Origin of the sequence: Streptomyces erythrochromogenes, from assembly GCF_036170895.1 — a bacterium.
Classification (GTDB): domain Bacteria; phylum Actinomycetota; class Actinomycetes; order Streptomycetales; family Streptomycetaceae; genus Streptomyces; species Streptomyces erythrochromogenes.
In genome coordinates, this window is sequence record NZ_CP108036.1 from 4,326,978 (window position 1) to 4,342,600 (window position 15,623).

At 71.1% G+C, this 15,623-nt stretch carries 13 protein-coding genes, 1 tRNA gene and 1 pseudogene; 10 read left to right on the forward strand and 5 right to left on the reverse strand.

Annotation, left to right across the window (positions count from 1 at the left end; genetic code table 11):
• Window positions 1–13: 13 nt before the first annotated feature.
• Entirely contained in the window at window positions 14–457 is a 444-nt protein-coding gene (locus tag OHA91_RS19605; RefSeq protein ID WP_031156180.1) for an ATP-binding protein, read from the forward strand.
• 90 nt (window positions 458–547) lie between these two features.
• Here the strand turns inward: OHA91_RS19605 and OHA91_RS19610 are convergent, their stop codons facing one another.
• Both OHA91_RS19610 and OHA91_RS19615 read right to left on the reverse strand, forming a co-directional pair.
• Window positions 548–2,014, reverse strand: a complete 1,467-nt coding sequence (locus OHA91_RS19610; protein ID WP_031156182.1) for an aminopeptidase P family protein — start codon at window positions 2,012–2,014, stop codon at window positions 548–550.
• Window positions 2,015–2,132: 118 nt separating this feature from the next.
• Complete coding sequence (locus tag OHA91_RS19615; protein ID WP_328741150.1) at window positions 2,133–3,686, reverse strand: PP2C family protein-serine/threonine phosphatase; 1,554 nt, start codon at window positions 3,684–3,686, stop codon at window positions 2,133–2,135.
• Window positions 3,687–4,083: 397 nt separating this feature from the next.
• On the opposite strand from OHA91_RS19615, the gene OHA91_RS19620 reads away from it, so the two are divergent.
• Window positions 4,084–4,842 (forward strand): bifunctional DNA primase/polymerase, encoded by a 759-nt coding sequence (locus tag OHA91_RS19620; RefSeq protein ID WP_031156185.1) that lies wholly within the window; start codon window positions 4,084–4,086, stop codon window positions 4,840–4,842.
• Between the two features lie 109 nt (window positions 4,843–4,951).
• A complete protein-coding gene (locus OHA91_RS19625) occupies window positions 4,952–5,524 on the forward strand; it encodes a hypothetical protein (RefSeq protein WP_037633595.1) in 573 nt (190 codons plus the stop codon).
• Between the two features lie 182 nt (window positions 5,525–5,706).
• Here the strand turns inward: OHA91_RS19625 and OHA91_RS19630 are convergent, their stop codons facing one another.
• The 3 genes and pseudogenes from OHA91_RS19630 to OHA91_RS19640 all read right to left on the reverse strand — a co-directional run bounded on the left by OHA91_RS19630 (window position 5,707) and on the right by OHA91_RS19640 (window position 8,374).
• Window positions 5,707–6,681, reverse strand: a complete 975-nt coding sequence (locus tag OHA91_RS19630) for a DUF5926 family protein (protein WP_266499550.1) — start codon at window positions 6,679–6,681, stop codon at window positions 5,707–5,709.
• Window positions 6,682–6,898: 217 nt separating this feature from the next.
• Window positions 6,899–7,500, reverse strand: a pseudogene (locus OHA91_RS19635) (ATP-binding protein).
• An 85-nt stretch (window positions 7,501–7,585) separates the two neighbouring features.
• A complete protein-coding gene (locus OHA91_RS19640) occupies window positions 7,586–8,374 on the reverse strand; it encodes a glycerophosphodiester phosphodiesterase (protein WP_209441551.1) in 789 nt (262 codons plus the stop codon).
• A 237-nt stretch (window positions 8,375–8,611) separates the two neighbouring features.
• Here OHA91_RS19640 and OHA91_RS19645 point away from each other — a divergent pair, with 237 nt between their 5' ends.
• From OHA91_RS19645 to OHA91_RS19675, 7 genes are all read left to right on the forward strand, one after another.
• Window positions 8,612–10,162 carry a S1C family serine protease gene (locus OHA91_RS19645; RefSeq protein ID WP_266499553.1) on the forward strand — a complete coding sequence of 517 codons (1,551 nt, stop codon included), beginning with the start codon at window positions 8,612–8,614 and terminating at the stop codon, window positions 10,160–10,162.
• Between the two features lie 89 nt (window positions 10,163–10,251).
• Entirely contained in the window at window positions 10,252–11,157 is a 906-nt protein-coding gene (locus tag OHA91_RS19650) for a LysR family transcriptional regulator (protein ID WP_031156194.1), read from the forward strand.
• 79 nt (window positions 11,158–11,236) lie between these two features.
• A complete protein-coding gene (locus OHA91_RS19655) occupies window positions 11,237–11,785 on the forward strand; it encodes a cysteine dioxygenase family protein (RefSeq protein ID WP_031156196.1) in 549 nt (182 codons plus the stop codon).
• Window positions 11,785–12,831 (forward strand): YeiH family protein, encoded by a 1,047-nt coding sequence (locus OHA91_RS19660; RefSeq protein ID WP_328739671.1) that lies wholly within the window; start codon window positions 11,785–11,787, stop codon window positions 12,829–12,831. The genes OHA91_RS19655 and OHA91_RS19660 overlap by 1 nt, the downstream gene beginning before the upstream one ends.
• Window positions 12,832–13,039: 208 nt before the next feature.
• The gene (locus OHA91_RS19665) at window positions 13,040–13,996 is read left to right on the forward strand and encodes a trypsin-like serine peptidase (protein ID WP_266499561.1); all 957 of its coding nucleotides are present in this window, start codon (window positions 13,040–13,042) and stop codon (window positions 13,994–13,996) included.
• 49 nt (window positions 13,997–14,045) lie between these two features.
• Window positions 14,046–14,132 (forward strand) — tRNA-Ser (locus OHA91_RS19670).
• Between the two features lie 508 nt (window positions 14,133–14,640).
• Window positions 14,641–15,078, forward strand: coding sequence for a DUF6344 domain-containing protein (locus OHA91_RS19675; protein WP_031156207.1), 438 nt, complete (start codon window positions 14,641–14,643; stop codon window positions 15,076–15,078).
• Window positions 15,079–15,623 lie beyond the last annotated feature (545 nt).

Below are 15,623 nucleotides of genomic sequence, written 5' to 3' on the forward strand. Positions count from 1 at the left end.
AATAGGTAACCGTATGAGCATCTGGTGGTCTCTCCACTTGAGGCGCGAAGCCGCGAGCGTGTCGCTCGCCAGGCGACTGCTGCTGGGGACGATGGAGACCGCGGGGGTGGACCCGGACATCTCCTTCGATCTCTCGGTGGCGCTGAGCGAAGCCTGTGCGAACGCGGTGGAGCACGGCGGGGGCGGCGGCGTCCCGGACGAGACCGAGGCATACCACGTCACGGCCTATCTGGACGGGGACTGCTGCCGCATCGAGGTGACCGACTCCGGGCCGGGATTCCCGCCCGCCACGGTGGCCCGCCGGAGACCCGCCCTGGCCGAACACGGCCGGGGCCTGCACCTGATCGCCGAACTCTCCGACCACGTCCGGTTCCGCAACCGTCCGGGCCGGGGCGCCGTGGTGAGCTTCGACAAGGTGCTGAAGTGGCGTGACGACGCGCTGCTGAAGGCGTCGTAGTACGCCGGTGGGCGGGACCCCGTCCGGGATCCCGCCCACCGACACGCTGCGGCGCGGACGTCGGTCCTGTCGACCTCGGTCCGGCCGGCGTCAGCCCTTCAGCCGCGCCATCCATGCCTCGACGTCGGTCGAGGTGCGGGGCAGCCCGGCCGACAGGTTCCGATTGCCGTCCTCGGTGACGAGGATGTCGTCCTCGATCCGGACGCCGATGCCGCGGTACTCCTCGGGCACGGTCAGGTCGTCGGCCTGGAAGTAGAGACCCGGCTCGACGGTCAGGCACATGCCCGGCTCCAGCGTCCCGTCCACGTACGCCTCGGTGCGCGCGGCGGCGCAGTCGTGGACGTCCATGCCGAGCATGTGGCCGGTGCCGTGCAGGGTCCAGCGGCGCTGCAGGCCGAGCTCCAGGACACGCTCGACCGGGCCCTCCAGCAGACCCCATTCGACGAGCTTCTCGGCCAGCACGTGCTGGGAGGCGTCGTGGAAGTCGCGGAACTTCGCGCCCGGCTTCACCGCGGCGATGCCGGCTTCCTGGGACTCGTAGACCGCGTCGTAGATCTTGCGCTGGATGTCGGTGTACGTGCCGCTGATAGGCAGCGTGCGCGTGACGTCGGCGGTGTAGAGGGAGTGGGTCTCCACACCGGCGTCGAGCAGCAGCAGGTCACCGGAGCGGACGTCCCCGTCGTTGCGCACCCAGTGCAGGGTGCAGGCGTGCGAGCCGGCGGCGCAGATCGAGCCGTAGCCGACGTCGTTGCCCTCGACGCGGGCGCGCAGGAAGAAGGTGCCCTCGATGTAGCGCTCGGACGTGGCTTCGGCCTTGTCGAGGACCTTCACGACGTCCTCGAAACCGCGGACGGTGGAGTCGACGGCCTTCTGCAGCTCGCCGATCTCGAACTCGTCCTTCACCGCGCGGGCCTCGGAGAGGTAGACGCGCAGCTCCTCGTCGCGCTCCTTGGTCACCTTGTCGGTGAGGGCGGACTCGATCACCGTGTCGTGGCCGCGCACGGCGCGGACCGGGCCCTCGGCCTCGGTGAGCGCCGCGGCGAGTTCGCGCACGTCCTGGGCGGGGATGCCCAGGAGCTGCTCGGCCTCGGTGAGGGAGTGGCGGCGGCCGACCCACAGCTCGCCCTGGCCGGACAGCCAGAACTCGCCGTTCTCCCGGTCGGAGCGCGGCAGCAGGTAGATGGTCGCGGTGTGCCCGGTCGCGCCGGCCGGCTCCAGGACCAGGACGCCGTTCTCGGTCTGGTCGCCGGTGAGGTACGCGTACTCGGTCGAAGCGCGGAAGGGGTACTCGGTGTCGTTCGAGCGGGTCTTCAGACGGCCCGCGGGGACGACCAGGCGCTCACCCGGGAAACGCTCGGACAGCGCGGCCCGCCGGGCGGCGGTGTGCGCGGCCTGCGCGATCGGCTCCAGGCCGTGCAGCTCGGTGTCGGCCCAGCCGGTGCGCATGTTCTCGGCGAGTTCGTCGCTGACGCCCGGGTACAGACCGTTCTTGCGCTGCTTGTGCGTCTTCTTGGGCTGCTCTTCTTCCGGGGTCTCCGGGGTGAGCTCGTCAGCCACGTCTTCTCCTCAGCTACGACGGTACGGACCTGGGTGTGGACCTCATCCATCGTATGCGTGTACGGGGAAGGCGTGGTCCGGATCGTGCGGGTTGTCACGGTCCGGGACCCGCGGCGGATCACTCGAAGCGGGCTGCGAGCAGCACGATGTCCTCGGGGGCGTCAGCGGGCCGCCCGTCGGGCAGCACGGTCCGCAGGATGTGCTCGCACAGGGCGGCCGGGTCCTCCCGGGCGGCGCGGGGCACCCCTGCGGCCGCCGCGTGCAGCCGCGCGTACGCCCGGTCCATCGCGTCGCCGGTGTGGCGCAGCAGCCCGTCGGTGTAGAGAAGCACCGTTTCTCCGGGCGCGGGTTCGATCTCCATGCTCGGCGCCTCCCAGCAGGACAGCATGCCCAGGGGAGCGGAGAGCGAGGTCTCCACGTACTCGGTGCGGTGCTCGCCGATGAGGAGCGGCGGGGTGTGTCCGGCCCCAGCCAGGATGATCTTGCTGCCCTGGCCGTCGGCCTGCGGTCCTCCGGCGGGCTCGCAGTAGGCGAAGAGCGCGGTGGCGCAGCGGGCGGGCTCGGTCAGCCGCAGCAGCAGTTCCAGGTCGGACAGGACGGCTACGGGGTCCTCGCCCTCCATGACGGCGTAGGCGCGCAGCGACGCGCGCAGCCGTCCCATGGCGGCGACGGCGCTCGGCCCGGAGCCGGTGACGGAGCCCACGGCCAGTCCCAGGGCGCCCTCGGGCAGCGGCAGCGCGTCGTACCAGTCGCCCCCGCCGCGCGGTCCCGTGTGGTGGCGGGCCGCGAGCTGCACCCCGGGGATCCGGGGGAGCCGGCTGGGCAGCAGTTCCTCCGCGAGGGTGGCCAGCCGGGTGCGGGATCGTTCCACCTCAAGCATCCGGGCCAGGTGCTCGGCGGCGTGCCGCACGTACAGTCCGGCCAGGTCGCGCTGGCGGTCGCTCGGCTCGGCCTGCTCGTCGTAGAGCCACACGGCGGCGCCGAGCCGGCCGGTGGCCTCGGCGGTCAGCGGGAGCGCGTAGCTGGCGGCGTAGCCGAGCCGGGCGGCGACCTCCCGGTGCCGGGGGTCCACGGGGGTGGCGAATCCGCCGGTGCCGGGGGGCGCGTCCGGTTCGGGGAGGACCTCGGAGCCGCCCTGGGCGTCGGGCAGCCCGTCGAGGATCCGCCCGTAGCAGGTCGCGCTGCGCGGCACGGTCTCGATGTGGCCCAGGTCGGCGTGACCGAGCCCGAGGCCGATGGTGGCGGTGGGGCCGAGCCCGTCGGAGGGCTCCAGGACGATCAGGCCGCGGCGGGCGCCGACGAGTGCGGCTCCGGCGCGCAGGAATTCGTGGAGTGAGGTGTCGAGGTCGCCGGCGCGGGCCAGTCGCTCGGTGAGCTCGTGCAGGGTGGTGAGGTCCGAGACCATGCCCGCCAGCCGGTCCTGGATGACGCTGCCCGGTGCGGTCGGAGGGGCCGGAGCGGGGGTGGTTCGGGCGGGCGCGGGCGCCGCAGTGTGCGGTGACGCGGTGACTGCTGGATCGATTCCAGCCACTTTCGGCAGATGCGGGGCGCTCATGACGTCCGCCTTTCCACCTGGTGCGATTCGCCAAATAGCATCGCAAACCCCCAGACCGTGCTGCGCCGCCATCAAGGAATCCACATCTACACGCACACATGGATGCATGTCCAGCATTGCCCAGGTGGGAATCCTGGTGTCCATGAGGCGGCAACTCACTGTCGGGCCAAGGCTAGAACTTGGCCGGAAAAAGCTGGAAGCAGTCGGTTTTTGGGGTCGACTGGACGAGCTCCGCAGGGGGGTCGGGTACGTACTCGGTGGTGGCCGAGGTCAGTTGGCGTACCGGGAACCGCTCGGTCGCGGTCTGTCGTCCTAAGCGGCGGCAGCCGGTCTCGGCAGTCGGCGCGGGTCGCGCTCCATCCCCGCCGGACGTTTGATGGACCCGTAAGAAAACTGCACGAACCGTGTGAACCTGCCCCTGGCGGACAGTGACGCGAAATCTGTACGTGTGGTGAGTCACCGGTTACATGGTGTGATGTGGCCCTCGGCGTTCAACGGAAAGGAACGAGCGCTCATGCGCGAGATCCTCGGAAGGCGTCTCCAGCGGCTCCGCGATCGCTTTCAATCCCTGCGCCCCGACCGGGGTCGGAGCGGCGGCACTTCCGCTCTCCTCGAAGCGGCGCTCACCTGCGCCACCACATGGCAGTGGCCCGTCTTGCCCGGCGTCGGCCGGTCCGGTACGGACGGCACGCGCTGCGCCTGCCCCGACCCCGACTGCGTCGTCCCCGGCGCCCATCCCTTCGACCCGGGCCTGCTCGCCGCCTCCACCGACCCCCGCATGGTGTCCTGGTGGTGGACCAACCGGCCCACCGCACCCGTCCTGATGGCGACCGGCGGAACGGCCCCGTGCGCCGTGAGCCTCCCGGCCGGCGCGGCCGCGCGGGCCCTCGTACGCCTGGACGCGCAGGGCCTGAGGCTCGGCCCGGTCGTCGCCACGCCGACCCGGTGGGCGCTGCTCGTGGCGCCGTACTCGCTGGAGCGGCTCGGGGAACTCCTGTACGCGAAGGACCACGTGCCCTCCTCGCTGCGGTTCCACGGCGAGGGCGGCTACCTGCTCCTGCCGCCGTCCGCCGCGTCCAGTGGCGGCCGGGTGCGCTGGGAGCGCGAACCGCGAGCGCTGCCGCAGGATCCGGCCGATCCGAAGTCCCCTGGCGCACAGCCGTTGCAGACCGCGGGGGCGAAGCTCTGGCTGCCCGATGTAGAGGCGGTAGTGGACGCGCTGGTCGAGGCGAGCAGCAGTGCGCCCGGCGGCGGCAGCCGGCTCGCGTACTGACCCGCGAGGTCCTGCAGGATCACTCGTACGGGTGCCAGCGGGACGATTTTCCAAGGGAATTGGGCGCGGGGATCTCCGCGCCCCTTTCCCGCGTCGCTATCTTCGGCGAATGAATCTCCGCCTGATCGGTATCGGCGCCGGTGTGCTGATCATCTTGTCGCTCCCGCTCGCCGGCGCGATCGCCGGGCCTGATTTCGCCGGTCAGGACGACGGAAAGGGCGGCGGCCTGTTCAAGACCCTCGGCCTTTCGGATCCCGCCCGTACCTCTCCCTCGCCGGCCGGGCGCCCGGCGGCGCCGGCCGCGATCCAGCGGTCCGGCCCGGCGGAGCAGCCCCGTACGGATTCCCGCTGCGGTCCCGAATTGTCCTCGCCCCACGGAGTGGAGGCGCAGACGTGCGTGCTGGTGGCCGACGGCCAGACGTGGGGCAGGAGTTACTACAGGAACGCTAGTGGTCACGCGCTGGATGCCGTGCTGACGGTGATGGGTCCGGCCGGGCGCACGGTGCAGATCCGCTGTTCGGTCGGCGCCGGTGACGAACCCGGTCTGTGCGAGACGCCGAAGGAGGACTCCGCCGGAGAGCCCGAGAGTTACTCGGCAGTTGCGGAGTTTGCAGTTCCGGATGATGAAGGGCAGCTGCTCTTGCGGTCCGGGAGCAACTCACCGGCACCGGGTGACGGTTGACCACCGCCGTAAAAGGAAGGGCCCGGTCGCTGGCGACGGGGGATGCACCAGCGACCGGGCTACAAGAACGGTAACAAGAGATCGCCTGTTCGCAAATTCGATCTCTGATATTCAGACACCGATTTGCAGACGATTAGCGGGAGTTGTGACTCCGGTCACCGGCTCCGCGCGTACGCGCGACGTCAGCTGAGGGTCACCTGGCGGTTGGTGAGACCGCCGCGCGCCCGGCGCTCCTCCGTGGTCAGCGGAGCATCCGTGGCCAGCGCCTTGGCCAGCCGCTCCGCGAACTCCGCCGCCGGCTTCTCGACGTCGTCGGCCGTCACTCCGGTCGGCAGGTCCCAGACCGGGACCATCAGACCGTGGGCGCGGAAGGAGCCGACGAGCTTCGTGCCCTCGCCGAGCGAGGACGTGCCGGCCGCGTGCAGCCGGGCGAGGGCGTCGAGCAGCTTCTCCTCGGGGTGCGGCATGACCCAGCGCAGGTGGTTCTTGTCCGGGGTCTCGCACCAGTAGGCGGCGTCGACGCCGGTCAGCTTGACGGTGGGGATGGCGGCCGCGTTGGCGCGCTCCAGCGAGGCGGCGATCTCCGGGGACGCGTTCTGGCCGCCCTCGGATTCCGGAATCCAGAATTCGAAGCCGCTGTGCACAACCGGCTCGAAACCGCCGTCGGCGTCGAGGAGATCCTGAAGTCGGGGACCCTCGGCGGGGACCCGGCGGGCGGCGACCGGAGTTCCCGGCTCCGCGACGAGCGCGCGCTCCAGGGTGTCGGCCATGTCGCGGCTCAGGTCCCCGGTGGTCGTCTCGTTCTGCAGGCCGAGCAGCACGGACCCGTCCTCGCGGCGCAGCGCCGGCCAGGCCATGGGCAGTACGGTCACCAGCGTGACGGAGGGGACGCCTTCGGGCAGGCCGCCCTTCAGCGACAGCGGGATGGTGGCCGCGGGCACGAGTTCGCGCAGCGCGACCCAGTCGCACTCGCCCGGCAGGCCCTCGAAGGGCCGCTGGACGTGCTCGGTGACGGCGTGCGCGGCGGCTGCGCCGTGGCAGGCCTTGTAGCGGCGCCCGGATCCGCAGGGGCAGGGCTCGCGTGCGCCGACAACGGGGATCTCACCGTTGTTGAGCTGCGGCTTTACAGACTTGGCTGCGGGGCGCTTCTTGGCCATCGTGCGTGTCTCCCGGTTGCGGCGGTACGGCGTCGTGTCTGGGCGCGAGCCTAGCCGTTCGTACCGCCGGAACCGGTGGGGTGCGGCCGGGAGCACGGTCGGCGTGCGCTCCCGGACGGCCGCCTGTACGGATGACCGGTACTGCTGTGCTGATGTTGAGCTGTTGTGCGGTCAGGGGTCCCGGTTCCAGAAGGTCCTGGCTCCCGGGTCCGCGGGATCAGACATCGAGATCGTCGAATGCCGTGCTGAAGTCGATCGCCGGGGGCGCGACGCGCGTAGCGAAATCCTCGTGCCGGGGCCCACAGGCGACGACCACCCAGACGGTGACCTCCCCTGCCGCTCCGTCCCGGACACCCCAGTCCTGGGCGAGGGTGCTGATGATGTTCAGCCCCCGGCCGCCGCGTGCGGTGACCGAGGGCGTGGAAGGAACAGGCCGGGTGGGCCCACCCCCGTCCGTGACCTCGACCGTCAGCCGCCCCGCTCTGTCGATGCGCCATGCGGCGCGTATCTCCCCGTCCCCGACTTCCCGCGCGCCCAGGGGCCTGCCGTGTCGACAGGCGTTGCTGAGCAGTTCGGAAAGGATCAGTACGGCATCGTCCACGACCGATTCGGCCACCCCGCTGATACGCAGTTGTTCGCGCATCCGGTGCCTGGCCTCACCCACGCCCGCAGGACCATGGCGTACGTCCATGCACGACGACGTGGGCACTTCTTGTGCCACCACCAACGCCACCCCCGGAACCTCCTTAGCCCCACGCATGGTCTGGATGCCCCCTTGGCCTGGACCGGAAACCGCCGAAGCAGGCCGCGCTGACGCATTCGCGCCGACCGAATGCGGAGCGGATGCGCCGGAGCACACCCTGTGACGGAGGTGATGGGGGCGGCGAGTGCGCAAATCGGGACGTCAGCGCCCCAGTTGGGACAGAACTTGACGGGGTCTGTTCGTGATGATCGCTTCCACACCTAGATCAGCGCAGAGCTGAACGTCTTCTGGCTCGTTCACTGTCCATACGTGAACGGAATGGCCCGCCCCTTGGAGCTTGCGGATGAATCCGGGATGATTGCGGACGATCCGCATACCGGGACCGGCGATCGTCACCCCGGCCGGCAGTCGCCCGTCGCGCATCCGGGGCGAGATGAACTGCATCAGGTACACGGTCGGGACCGTCGGCGCCGCGGCCCGTACCCGGTGCAGGGAGCGCGCGGAGAAGCTCATGACCCGGACAGGGTGCGGGCCCTCGGCCGGCGGGGCGTCCAGGCCGAAGCGCTTGAGGAGGAAGAGGAGGCGCTCCTCCACCTGTCCGGCCCAGCGGGTCGGATGCTTCGTCTCGATCGCGAGCTGTACGGGCCGCCCGGTGTCCGCGACCAGCTCCAGGAGGCGCTCGAGGGTGAGGACGGAGGTGCGCTCGGGGTCGGCGTCCCAGTCGGGGGACTCCTCGCGGTCCTTCCACGAGCCGAAATCGAGGGCGGCGAGATCGGCCAGCTCCAGGGCGGAGACGGCGCCGCGGCCGTTCGAGGTGCGGTTCACCCGGCGGTCGTGGACCAGGACCAGATGGCCGTCGGCGGTGAGCCGGACATCGCATTCGAGGGCGTCTGCGCCGTCCTCGATGGCCTTGCGGTAGGCGGCCAGGGTGTGCTCGGGGGCATCCTCCGAAGCGCCGCGGTGGGCGACGACCTGGATGGTGCGCGGCATTGCGTGGGTCACCGGGTCATGGTGCCACCGTCAGCCCACCGGGGGTCGGGGTCCTATCCTGCGAGTGCATCCGAAATGCCGGACATAAAGAATGGGGGGAGATGCACAGGTCCGGCTTACAGTGCTCTGACGGGGCATGGGAAAAGCTTTGCCCTGGAACTTGTACGGCACGTCGAACGTTCAGCCGGATCGACATCGCCGGATTTCTGCAGCTGTGTGTGACGAGGAGAGAGAGCTGTGAGCACCGAGAACGAGGGCACCGCGGCCCCCACACCCCCCGCGGCCCCGTCCGTGACCCCTGCTCAGGGCTCCGAGACGGCGCCGGCGGCCTCCGCGCCCGCTCCGCAGCCGGGCCACGCCCCGCAGGACGCCGCCCCGGCCGTGCCGCCGGCCCCGCCTGCGGCACCCGCCCCTGCTCCGGCGCCCGCCGCCGGTGAGCAGGTGACCCAGCAGCTTCCGCCCACGGCCGCGCCGGGCACCGAGCCGACCCAGCAGATCCCGCCCGTGCCCGCGGCACAGGCTCCCGGCTACGGTCAGCCCCCCGCGCCGGCCGCGCACGGAGCCGAGGGCTGGCCGCCCCCGCCGCCCACCGTGCCGGCGTACGGCGCCGGCGGCGGCGGCCCCGTCTGGGGCGCTCCCCCGGCCGCCGAGGGCTTTCCCGCGCCCAAGCCGAAGGGCAGGGGCGGCATGATCGCGGCCGTGCTCGTGGCGGCCCTCCTCGCGGGCGGCATCGGCGGCAGCGTCGGCTACTGGGCCGCCGAGCGCAGCAACGACGGCAGCGGCTCGACCACCATCAGCGCCACCAACACCCCGAAGGACCTCAAGCGCGAGGCCGGCTCCATCGCCGGGCTCGCCGCGGGCGCACTGCCCAGCGTGGTCACCATCGAGGCCTCGGCCGGAGACGGCGAGGGCGGCACCGGCACCGGGTTCGTCTACGACCAGCAGGGCCACATCCTCACCAACAACCACGTGGTGGCCTCCGCCGCGAACGGCGGCAAGCTCTTCGCGACCTTCTCCGACGGCAAGCGGTACGACGCCGAGGTCGTCGGCCGCGCCCAGGGCTACGACGTCGCCGTGCTCAAGCTGAAGAACCCGCCGGCCGGACTCAAGCCGCTGGCGCTCGGCGACTCCGACAAGGTCGCGGTCGGCGACGCCACGATCGCGATCGGCGCCCCCTTCGGCCTGTCCAACACGGTCACCACCGGCATCGTCAGCGCCAAGAACCGCCCGGTCGCCTCCGGTGACGGCACCGGCAGCAAGAACTCGTACATGAGCGCGCTCCAGACGGACGCCTCGATCAACCCGGGCAACTCCGGCGGTCCGCTGCTCGACGGCCGCGGAGCGGTCATCGGCATCAACTCCGCGATCCAGTCGGCCGGCAACGGCGGCTTCGGCGGCGGCCAGGCCGGCTCCATCGGCCTCGGCTTCGCCATCCCGATCAACCAGGCCAAGAACGTGGCCGAATCGCTGATCAAGACGGGCAAGCCGGTCTACCCGGTGATCTCGGTCTCCGTGGACCTCCAGGCCAAGACCGAAGGCGCGAAGATCTCCGAGCAGGGCGCGGCCGCCAACGAGCTCGTCGACCCCAACGGTCCGGCCGGCAAGGCGGGCCTCAAGCCGGGCGACATCATCACCGACTTCGGCGGCAAGCCGGTCGACAGCGGCCCGACCCTGATCAGCATGATCTGGACCTACAAGCCGGGCGACACGGTGAAGCTGACCTACCTGCGCGACGGCAAGCCGAACACCGTCGACATCACGCTCGGCTCCAGGGTCGGCGACAAGTAGCACCACCGGCCACGGCAGTGGCCCGGTGACGAGGGGCCGTGGGCGCGATTTCGCCCACGGCCCCTCCAACGTCCGCTTATGCTTCGCTGGTGTTCGATTCTCGGCACATACGGACGTTCCACACGGTGGTCGCCTCCGGCTCGTACTCGGCGGCCGCGCGCGTGCTGGGGTACACCCAGCCCGCCATCACCCAGCAGATGAAGGCGCTCGAACGCGCCGTCGGAACCCCGCTGTTTACCCGCGTGGGCCGAAAGATGCAGCTCACCGAGGCCGGGGAGTCCCTCTCCCGGCACGCCGAGACCATCCTCGGCAACCTCTCCGCCGCCGAGGCCCAGCTGAGGGCGTACGCACGCCTGCGCACCGGCCGGGTCAGACTGTGCGGCTTCCCCAGCGCCAACGTCACCCTCGTCCCGGAAGCCCTGAGCGGACTGGCCAAGGACCACCCCGGGATACAGGTGGAACTGCTGGAGGGAGAGCCCCCGGAGTCGCTGCGCCGGTTGGAGCGCGGCGAGTGCGACATCACCCTGGCCTTCACCTATCCCGGCCTGCACGAGGAGGTGCCGGAGGAGGTCGCCGAGGTCAGGCTGCTTGAGGACCAGCTGACGGTGCTCCTCCCGACCGGGCATCCGCTGGCCCGGCGCCGCGCCGTGCACCTGGCCGACCTCGCCGAGGAGCGGTGGATCGCGGGCTGCCCGCGCTGCCGGGCGAATCTGCTGCACGAGTGCGCGGAGCTGGGCTTCGTGCCCGACATCCGCTTCGCCACCGACGACAACCTCGTGGTGCAGAGCCTGGTCGCCCAGGGGCTGGGCGTGGCCATGATGCCCGCGCTGGTCCTGCCCTCGCTCTCGCTGAGCCGGGTCTGCGGACGCGCGCTCCAGCCTGCCGCCCGCCGACACATCGCCGCGTACGTCTATCGGGACCATCTGCGGATCCCGGCGACGGCCGTGGTGCTGAACGCACTGAAGCAGGTGGCAGCCAACCGGGTCGGCTGCTGACCAACCCATAAGCACTGCTTGGGATTTCACGTCACAACTGTCGTTGGACGCGATGGAAAGACGCCCGCACGCTGCCCGTATGACCACCACCACACCGGCCCGTACCACCACGAGGATGGCCGCCCTCGTCAGTGAGATCCGCACGGTCGTGGAGCGGGGACTGGCTCCCGACCTCACCGCCTACCTCGTGGGCGAAAGGCTCGCCCCGCATCTGGGGGCGTCCGACCTGCTGACGCCGACGCAGCAGGAGGGCGACCCCGAGCGCTACCGGCAGCACGTCCTGCACGCGGAGTCGGACGGCAGCTTCTCCGTGGTGGCGCTGGTGTGGTTGCCCGGCCAGGAGACCTGCATCCACGACCATGTGTCGTGGTGCGTGGCCGGGGTGCACCAGGGCGAGGAGAGTGAGCGCCGCTTCCGCCTCGCACCCGGTGCCGGTCCCGCCCGCCTGGTGGCGACGGAGGACGTGGTCAACGCCCAAGGCGAGGTCTGCGGATTCGCCCCGCCCGGCGACATCCACAAGGTGCGCAACTCCTGTTCCACGAAGGCGATATCGGTGCACGTGTACGGCGCCGACGTGTCCCGGCTGGGGACCAGCATCCGTCGCGTCTACAAGCTCCCCGTCGACTGATGGCCCTCCTCCATCGCCCCCAGAGCCCAGCGCTTCGGCATGTTTCACGTGAAACATCCACTCCCTGGCCCGGGTTGGCACTGGCCGTCGGCGGAGCCCTGGGCGCCTGGTGCATCCACCACCTCATACCGGCCGTACCGATGCTGACCGCGTCGGTGGTGCTGGGCATTGCGGTCGCGCACCTCCCCGGACCGCGGACCTTCGTACGGGGAGCCGGGCGCACGGGCCTCTCCCTGGCCGGCCGGCGGCTCATGCGGATCGGCATCGTCCTGCTGGGCCTCGGCCTGGGGCTGGACCAGGTGCTCCGGCTGGGCTGGGCCACGGTGGCCATGGTGGTCGCAGTGGTCGCGGCCACGTTCTTCGGCACCCTCTGGCTGGGCCGCAGGCTGGGACTTCCGGGCGATCAGCCGCTGCTGATCGCCACGGGGTACTCGATCTGCGGGGCCTCGGCCATCGGCGCGGTGAGCCAGGTCTCGGGCAGTGACGAGGAGGACGTGGCGGCCTCGGTGGCACTGGTCACCCTGTGCGGGACGCTCGCCATCGCCGTACTCCCCATCTTCCAGGACCCGTTGGCGCTCTCCGACCCGGCCTTCGGACGGTGGGTCGGCGCCGGTGTCCACGACGTCGGCCAGGTGGTCGCGACCGCGCAGACCGCAGGCCCGGACGCCCTGGGAGAGGCGGTGCTGGTCAAGCTGATGAGGGTGGCCCTGCTCGCCCCGCTGGTGGCGGCGGTCGCCTTCTCGGTACGGGCCCGGCGGCGCGGGGTGCGCACCCCCTCGGGGCGCCGGCCCGCCCCGGTGCCGCTGTTCGTGGCAGGGTTCCTGGCCGCGGCCGGGCTGCGCGCCACCGGCTTGCTGCCCGACGTAGCGCTGGAATGGGCGCACACCGCGCAGGAGGCACTGCTGGCGGCGGCCCTGTTCGGCCTTGGGAGCGCGGTCCATCTGCCGACACTGGCCCGGACCGGGGGGCGCGCGGCGGCGCTGGGACTGGGCGCATGGGTGGTCGTCGCCGGCGTCTCGTATGCGGGCGTGATGCTCACCGTATGACGCTGCAACGGCCGGGAGTTGGCCATTTCCTGGCCGGAACCGACCGAACGTTCTGACTGCCCGCTGACATTGACGCGGGGCCGTGCCACTCTGCCCCGGCAAGCCGCACCACGTACGACGCACCACGCACAGCCGATCCGCACCGACCGCTCTTCACCCCCACCCTGCCCGGCTCCGACCGGTCCGGGCACGGCAGAAGGAGTCATGCGTGAATCGTCATCGCACGGCCTTGTCCGTCCTGCTCTCGGCGGGCGCCCTGGTCGCGGGTGTCCTGACGGCGGCCACCCCCTCGATCGCTGCGGACGCCCCGACGTCCTTCCGGCCGCAGCACACCCAGGGCTTCTGGACCGCCGAGAGGATGCGGGCGGCCACCCCGCTCGACGTGACGGCGGTCCCCGGCGCTGCCCGTACCGCGGTGGCCACTTCCGCCACCCCCACCGCCGTCGCCCCGACGACCGCCGCCCCTGCCGCATCGCCCACGGCGTTCCCACAGGCGGGCGGGGCCTGGACGGGCGGCGGCGCGGTCGTGAAGACCTCGGGCCGGGTCTTCTTCACGATGGGCAGCCGCACCGCCTCCTGTTCCGGCAACTCGATCACCAGCGCCAACGGCAGCACGGTCATGACGGCCGGCCACTGCGTGAAGTACCAGGGTGCCTGGCACACGAACTGGGTCTTCGTGCCCGCCTACAACAACGGGTCGGCGCCCTACGGCCAGTGGTCGGCCACCAAGACCTTCGCCACCGACCAGTGGGCGGCGAGCGAGGACATGAACATGGACGTCGGCCTCGCCGTCGTCGCCCCGCTGAACGGCCAGACCCTCAGCCAGGCCGTCGGCGCGCAGGGAGTCCTCTTCAACGGCGGCTACAACAAGAAGATGTACTCCTTCGGCTTCCCCGCGGCGGCCCCGTACGACGGAACGAAGCTGGTCTACTGCAGCGGCAACAGCGGCAAGGACTTCCTGCTCACCAAGGACCACAGCCTGGGCTGCAACATGACCGGCGGCTCCAGCGGCGGCCCCTGGTTCCAGGACTTCAACGAGGCCACGGGCCTCGGCACCCAGGTTTCGGTGAACAGCTTCGGCTACACCTTCCTGCCGAACCGCATGTACGGCCCGTACCTCGGCAACGAGGCGAAGGCGGCCTACGACAAGGCGCAGACCTCCTGACCACACAGTCGCCCGCCACCCCCGCCCGGCCGGTACTCTGTACCGGCCAGGTGGGTTGCCCGAGCGGCCTAAGGGAACGGTCTTGAAAACCGTCGTGGCAGCGATGTCACCGTGGGTTCAAATCCCACACCCACCGCAGTGAACGGCCCCTGACCGGTACGAACGGTCAGGGGCCGCTTTCATGCCCTCTGGGAGCCGCGTGGTTGCGGCGGAGTCGGCTTGGGGGCGCGCACGATGGCCGAGCGCATGCCGTCGGCGACGGCATGGGTCGGGGCCGAGGCGGGGGTCGAGATCTCTGCCGAGGTCCCGAAAGTGCTGACAACAGAGGGGCGGGCTCGACGCCGGCATGAGGGGGCTCGAGGGCTGGGGGATCTCCGTCGGGGTAAGGCGCGCGGTGCGATTTTCGGCTTGCGGGTCGGCAGTCGGTGTGCCGGAACGGCGTTCCAGGCCTGACCTGGTCCCAGGCGGCCCCGGAAGGCTGGTCACCAGGGGCCCCGAGGCGGGCTGAAAAGTCGGATTGATCCTTCCGGGTGGTGTTAGTCGGAAGATCGGCGCGTGTGATGAGCGCAGTGCAGTTGCCCCCACATCATGACGAATGTATTCAGATCCGCCCGTCGGAACAACGCGAATCGAGGCACTCAGTCATGGCTCACCGCAACATCCTCACGTCGATCTGGACCTCGGTCCTGGCCGCCCTGGTGGCCGTCCTCTCCTCCCTCGGCTTCGGCGGCAAGGTGGCTCCGGCCGCCGCTGCCTCCACCGCCGGTGGCGCGACTGCCACTGCTGCCACTGTCGCCGCCGCCCCCGTGCGCCGGCCGGCCGTCACGGCTCCGCGGAGCTGGCGGGAGATGATGCGGGGCGGTTCGCTGCCGCCGACCCTGAAGCAGCGCATCCGGGCCGAGGCCCACGGCAAGACCCCCGGTGTCCGTCGCTCCACCACCGCCGCAGCCATGGGCGCCGCCCCGGGAACCGCCGCTCGCGTCCTGACGCCTTCCGCGGTGCCCGCCCCCCGTGCCCCCCATGTCCCCCGCGCCGGACGCGCCGCCCGTGCCACCCGCGAGACGCTGGCGCTCGCCGCGTAGCCCCGTACGGGCAGGCAGGACGAAGCGGGACCGCAGGCAGAAGCAAGGTGTGCAAGCAGCAGCAGAACAAAAAGCGGCAGAAGAGGCAGGACCGGCAGACGCGGCAGAAGCAGGTACGCGGGCAGTAGCAGGGACGCAGACGCAGGAATGTAGGCAGGCGCTGGAGCCCGGTCGGTCGTGACCGCGGATCGCGCCGCGCGGTGCCCCGGCAGCGGGGCGCGGATGGATCACCCCGGCGTGCGCCGGGGAGCGTGCAGGGGCGTGGAGCTTGGCATTGCAGGGCCGCAGGCCCGGGAGACGGTGGGGTTCCCGGACGGCGCGGCCCTTTTCGGCATGTCCGGGAGCGTCGGTCTGACAGACGGCTTCATCCCTTGTGTGACGCGGGGTTCAGCCGGTTTCAGGGTGCTGACCTGGGGCTTCGGGGGCGTGAATGGGGTTTATCCAATGTTGGTCATACTTGCAGGGGAATCGGAGAGTCCGGGGTGGTTCGCCGGGGATTCGGTGGGCAACTCTGGTCTCGCGACGTCGTCAGCACAAAGGAACGA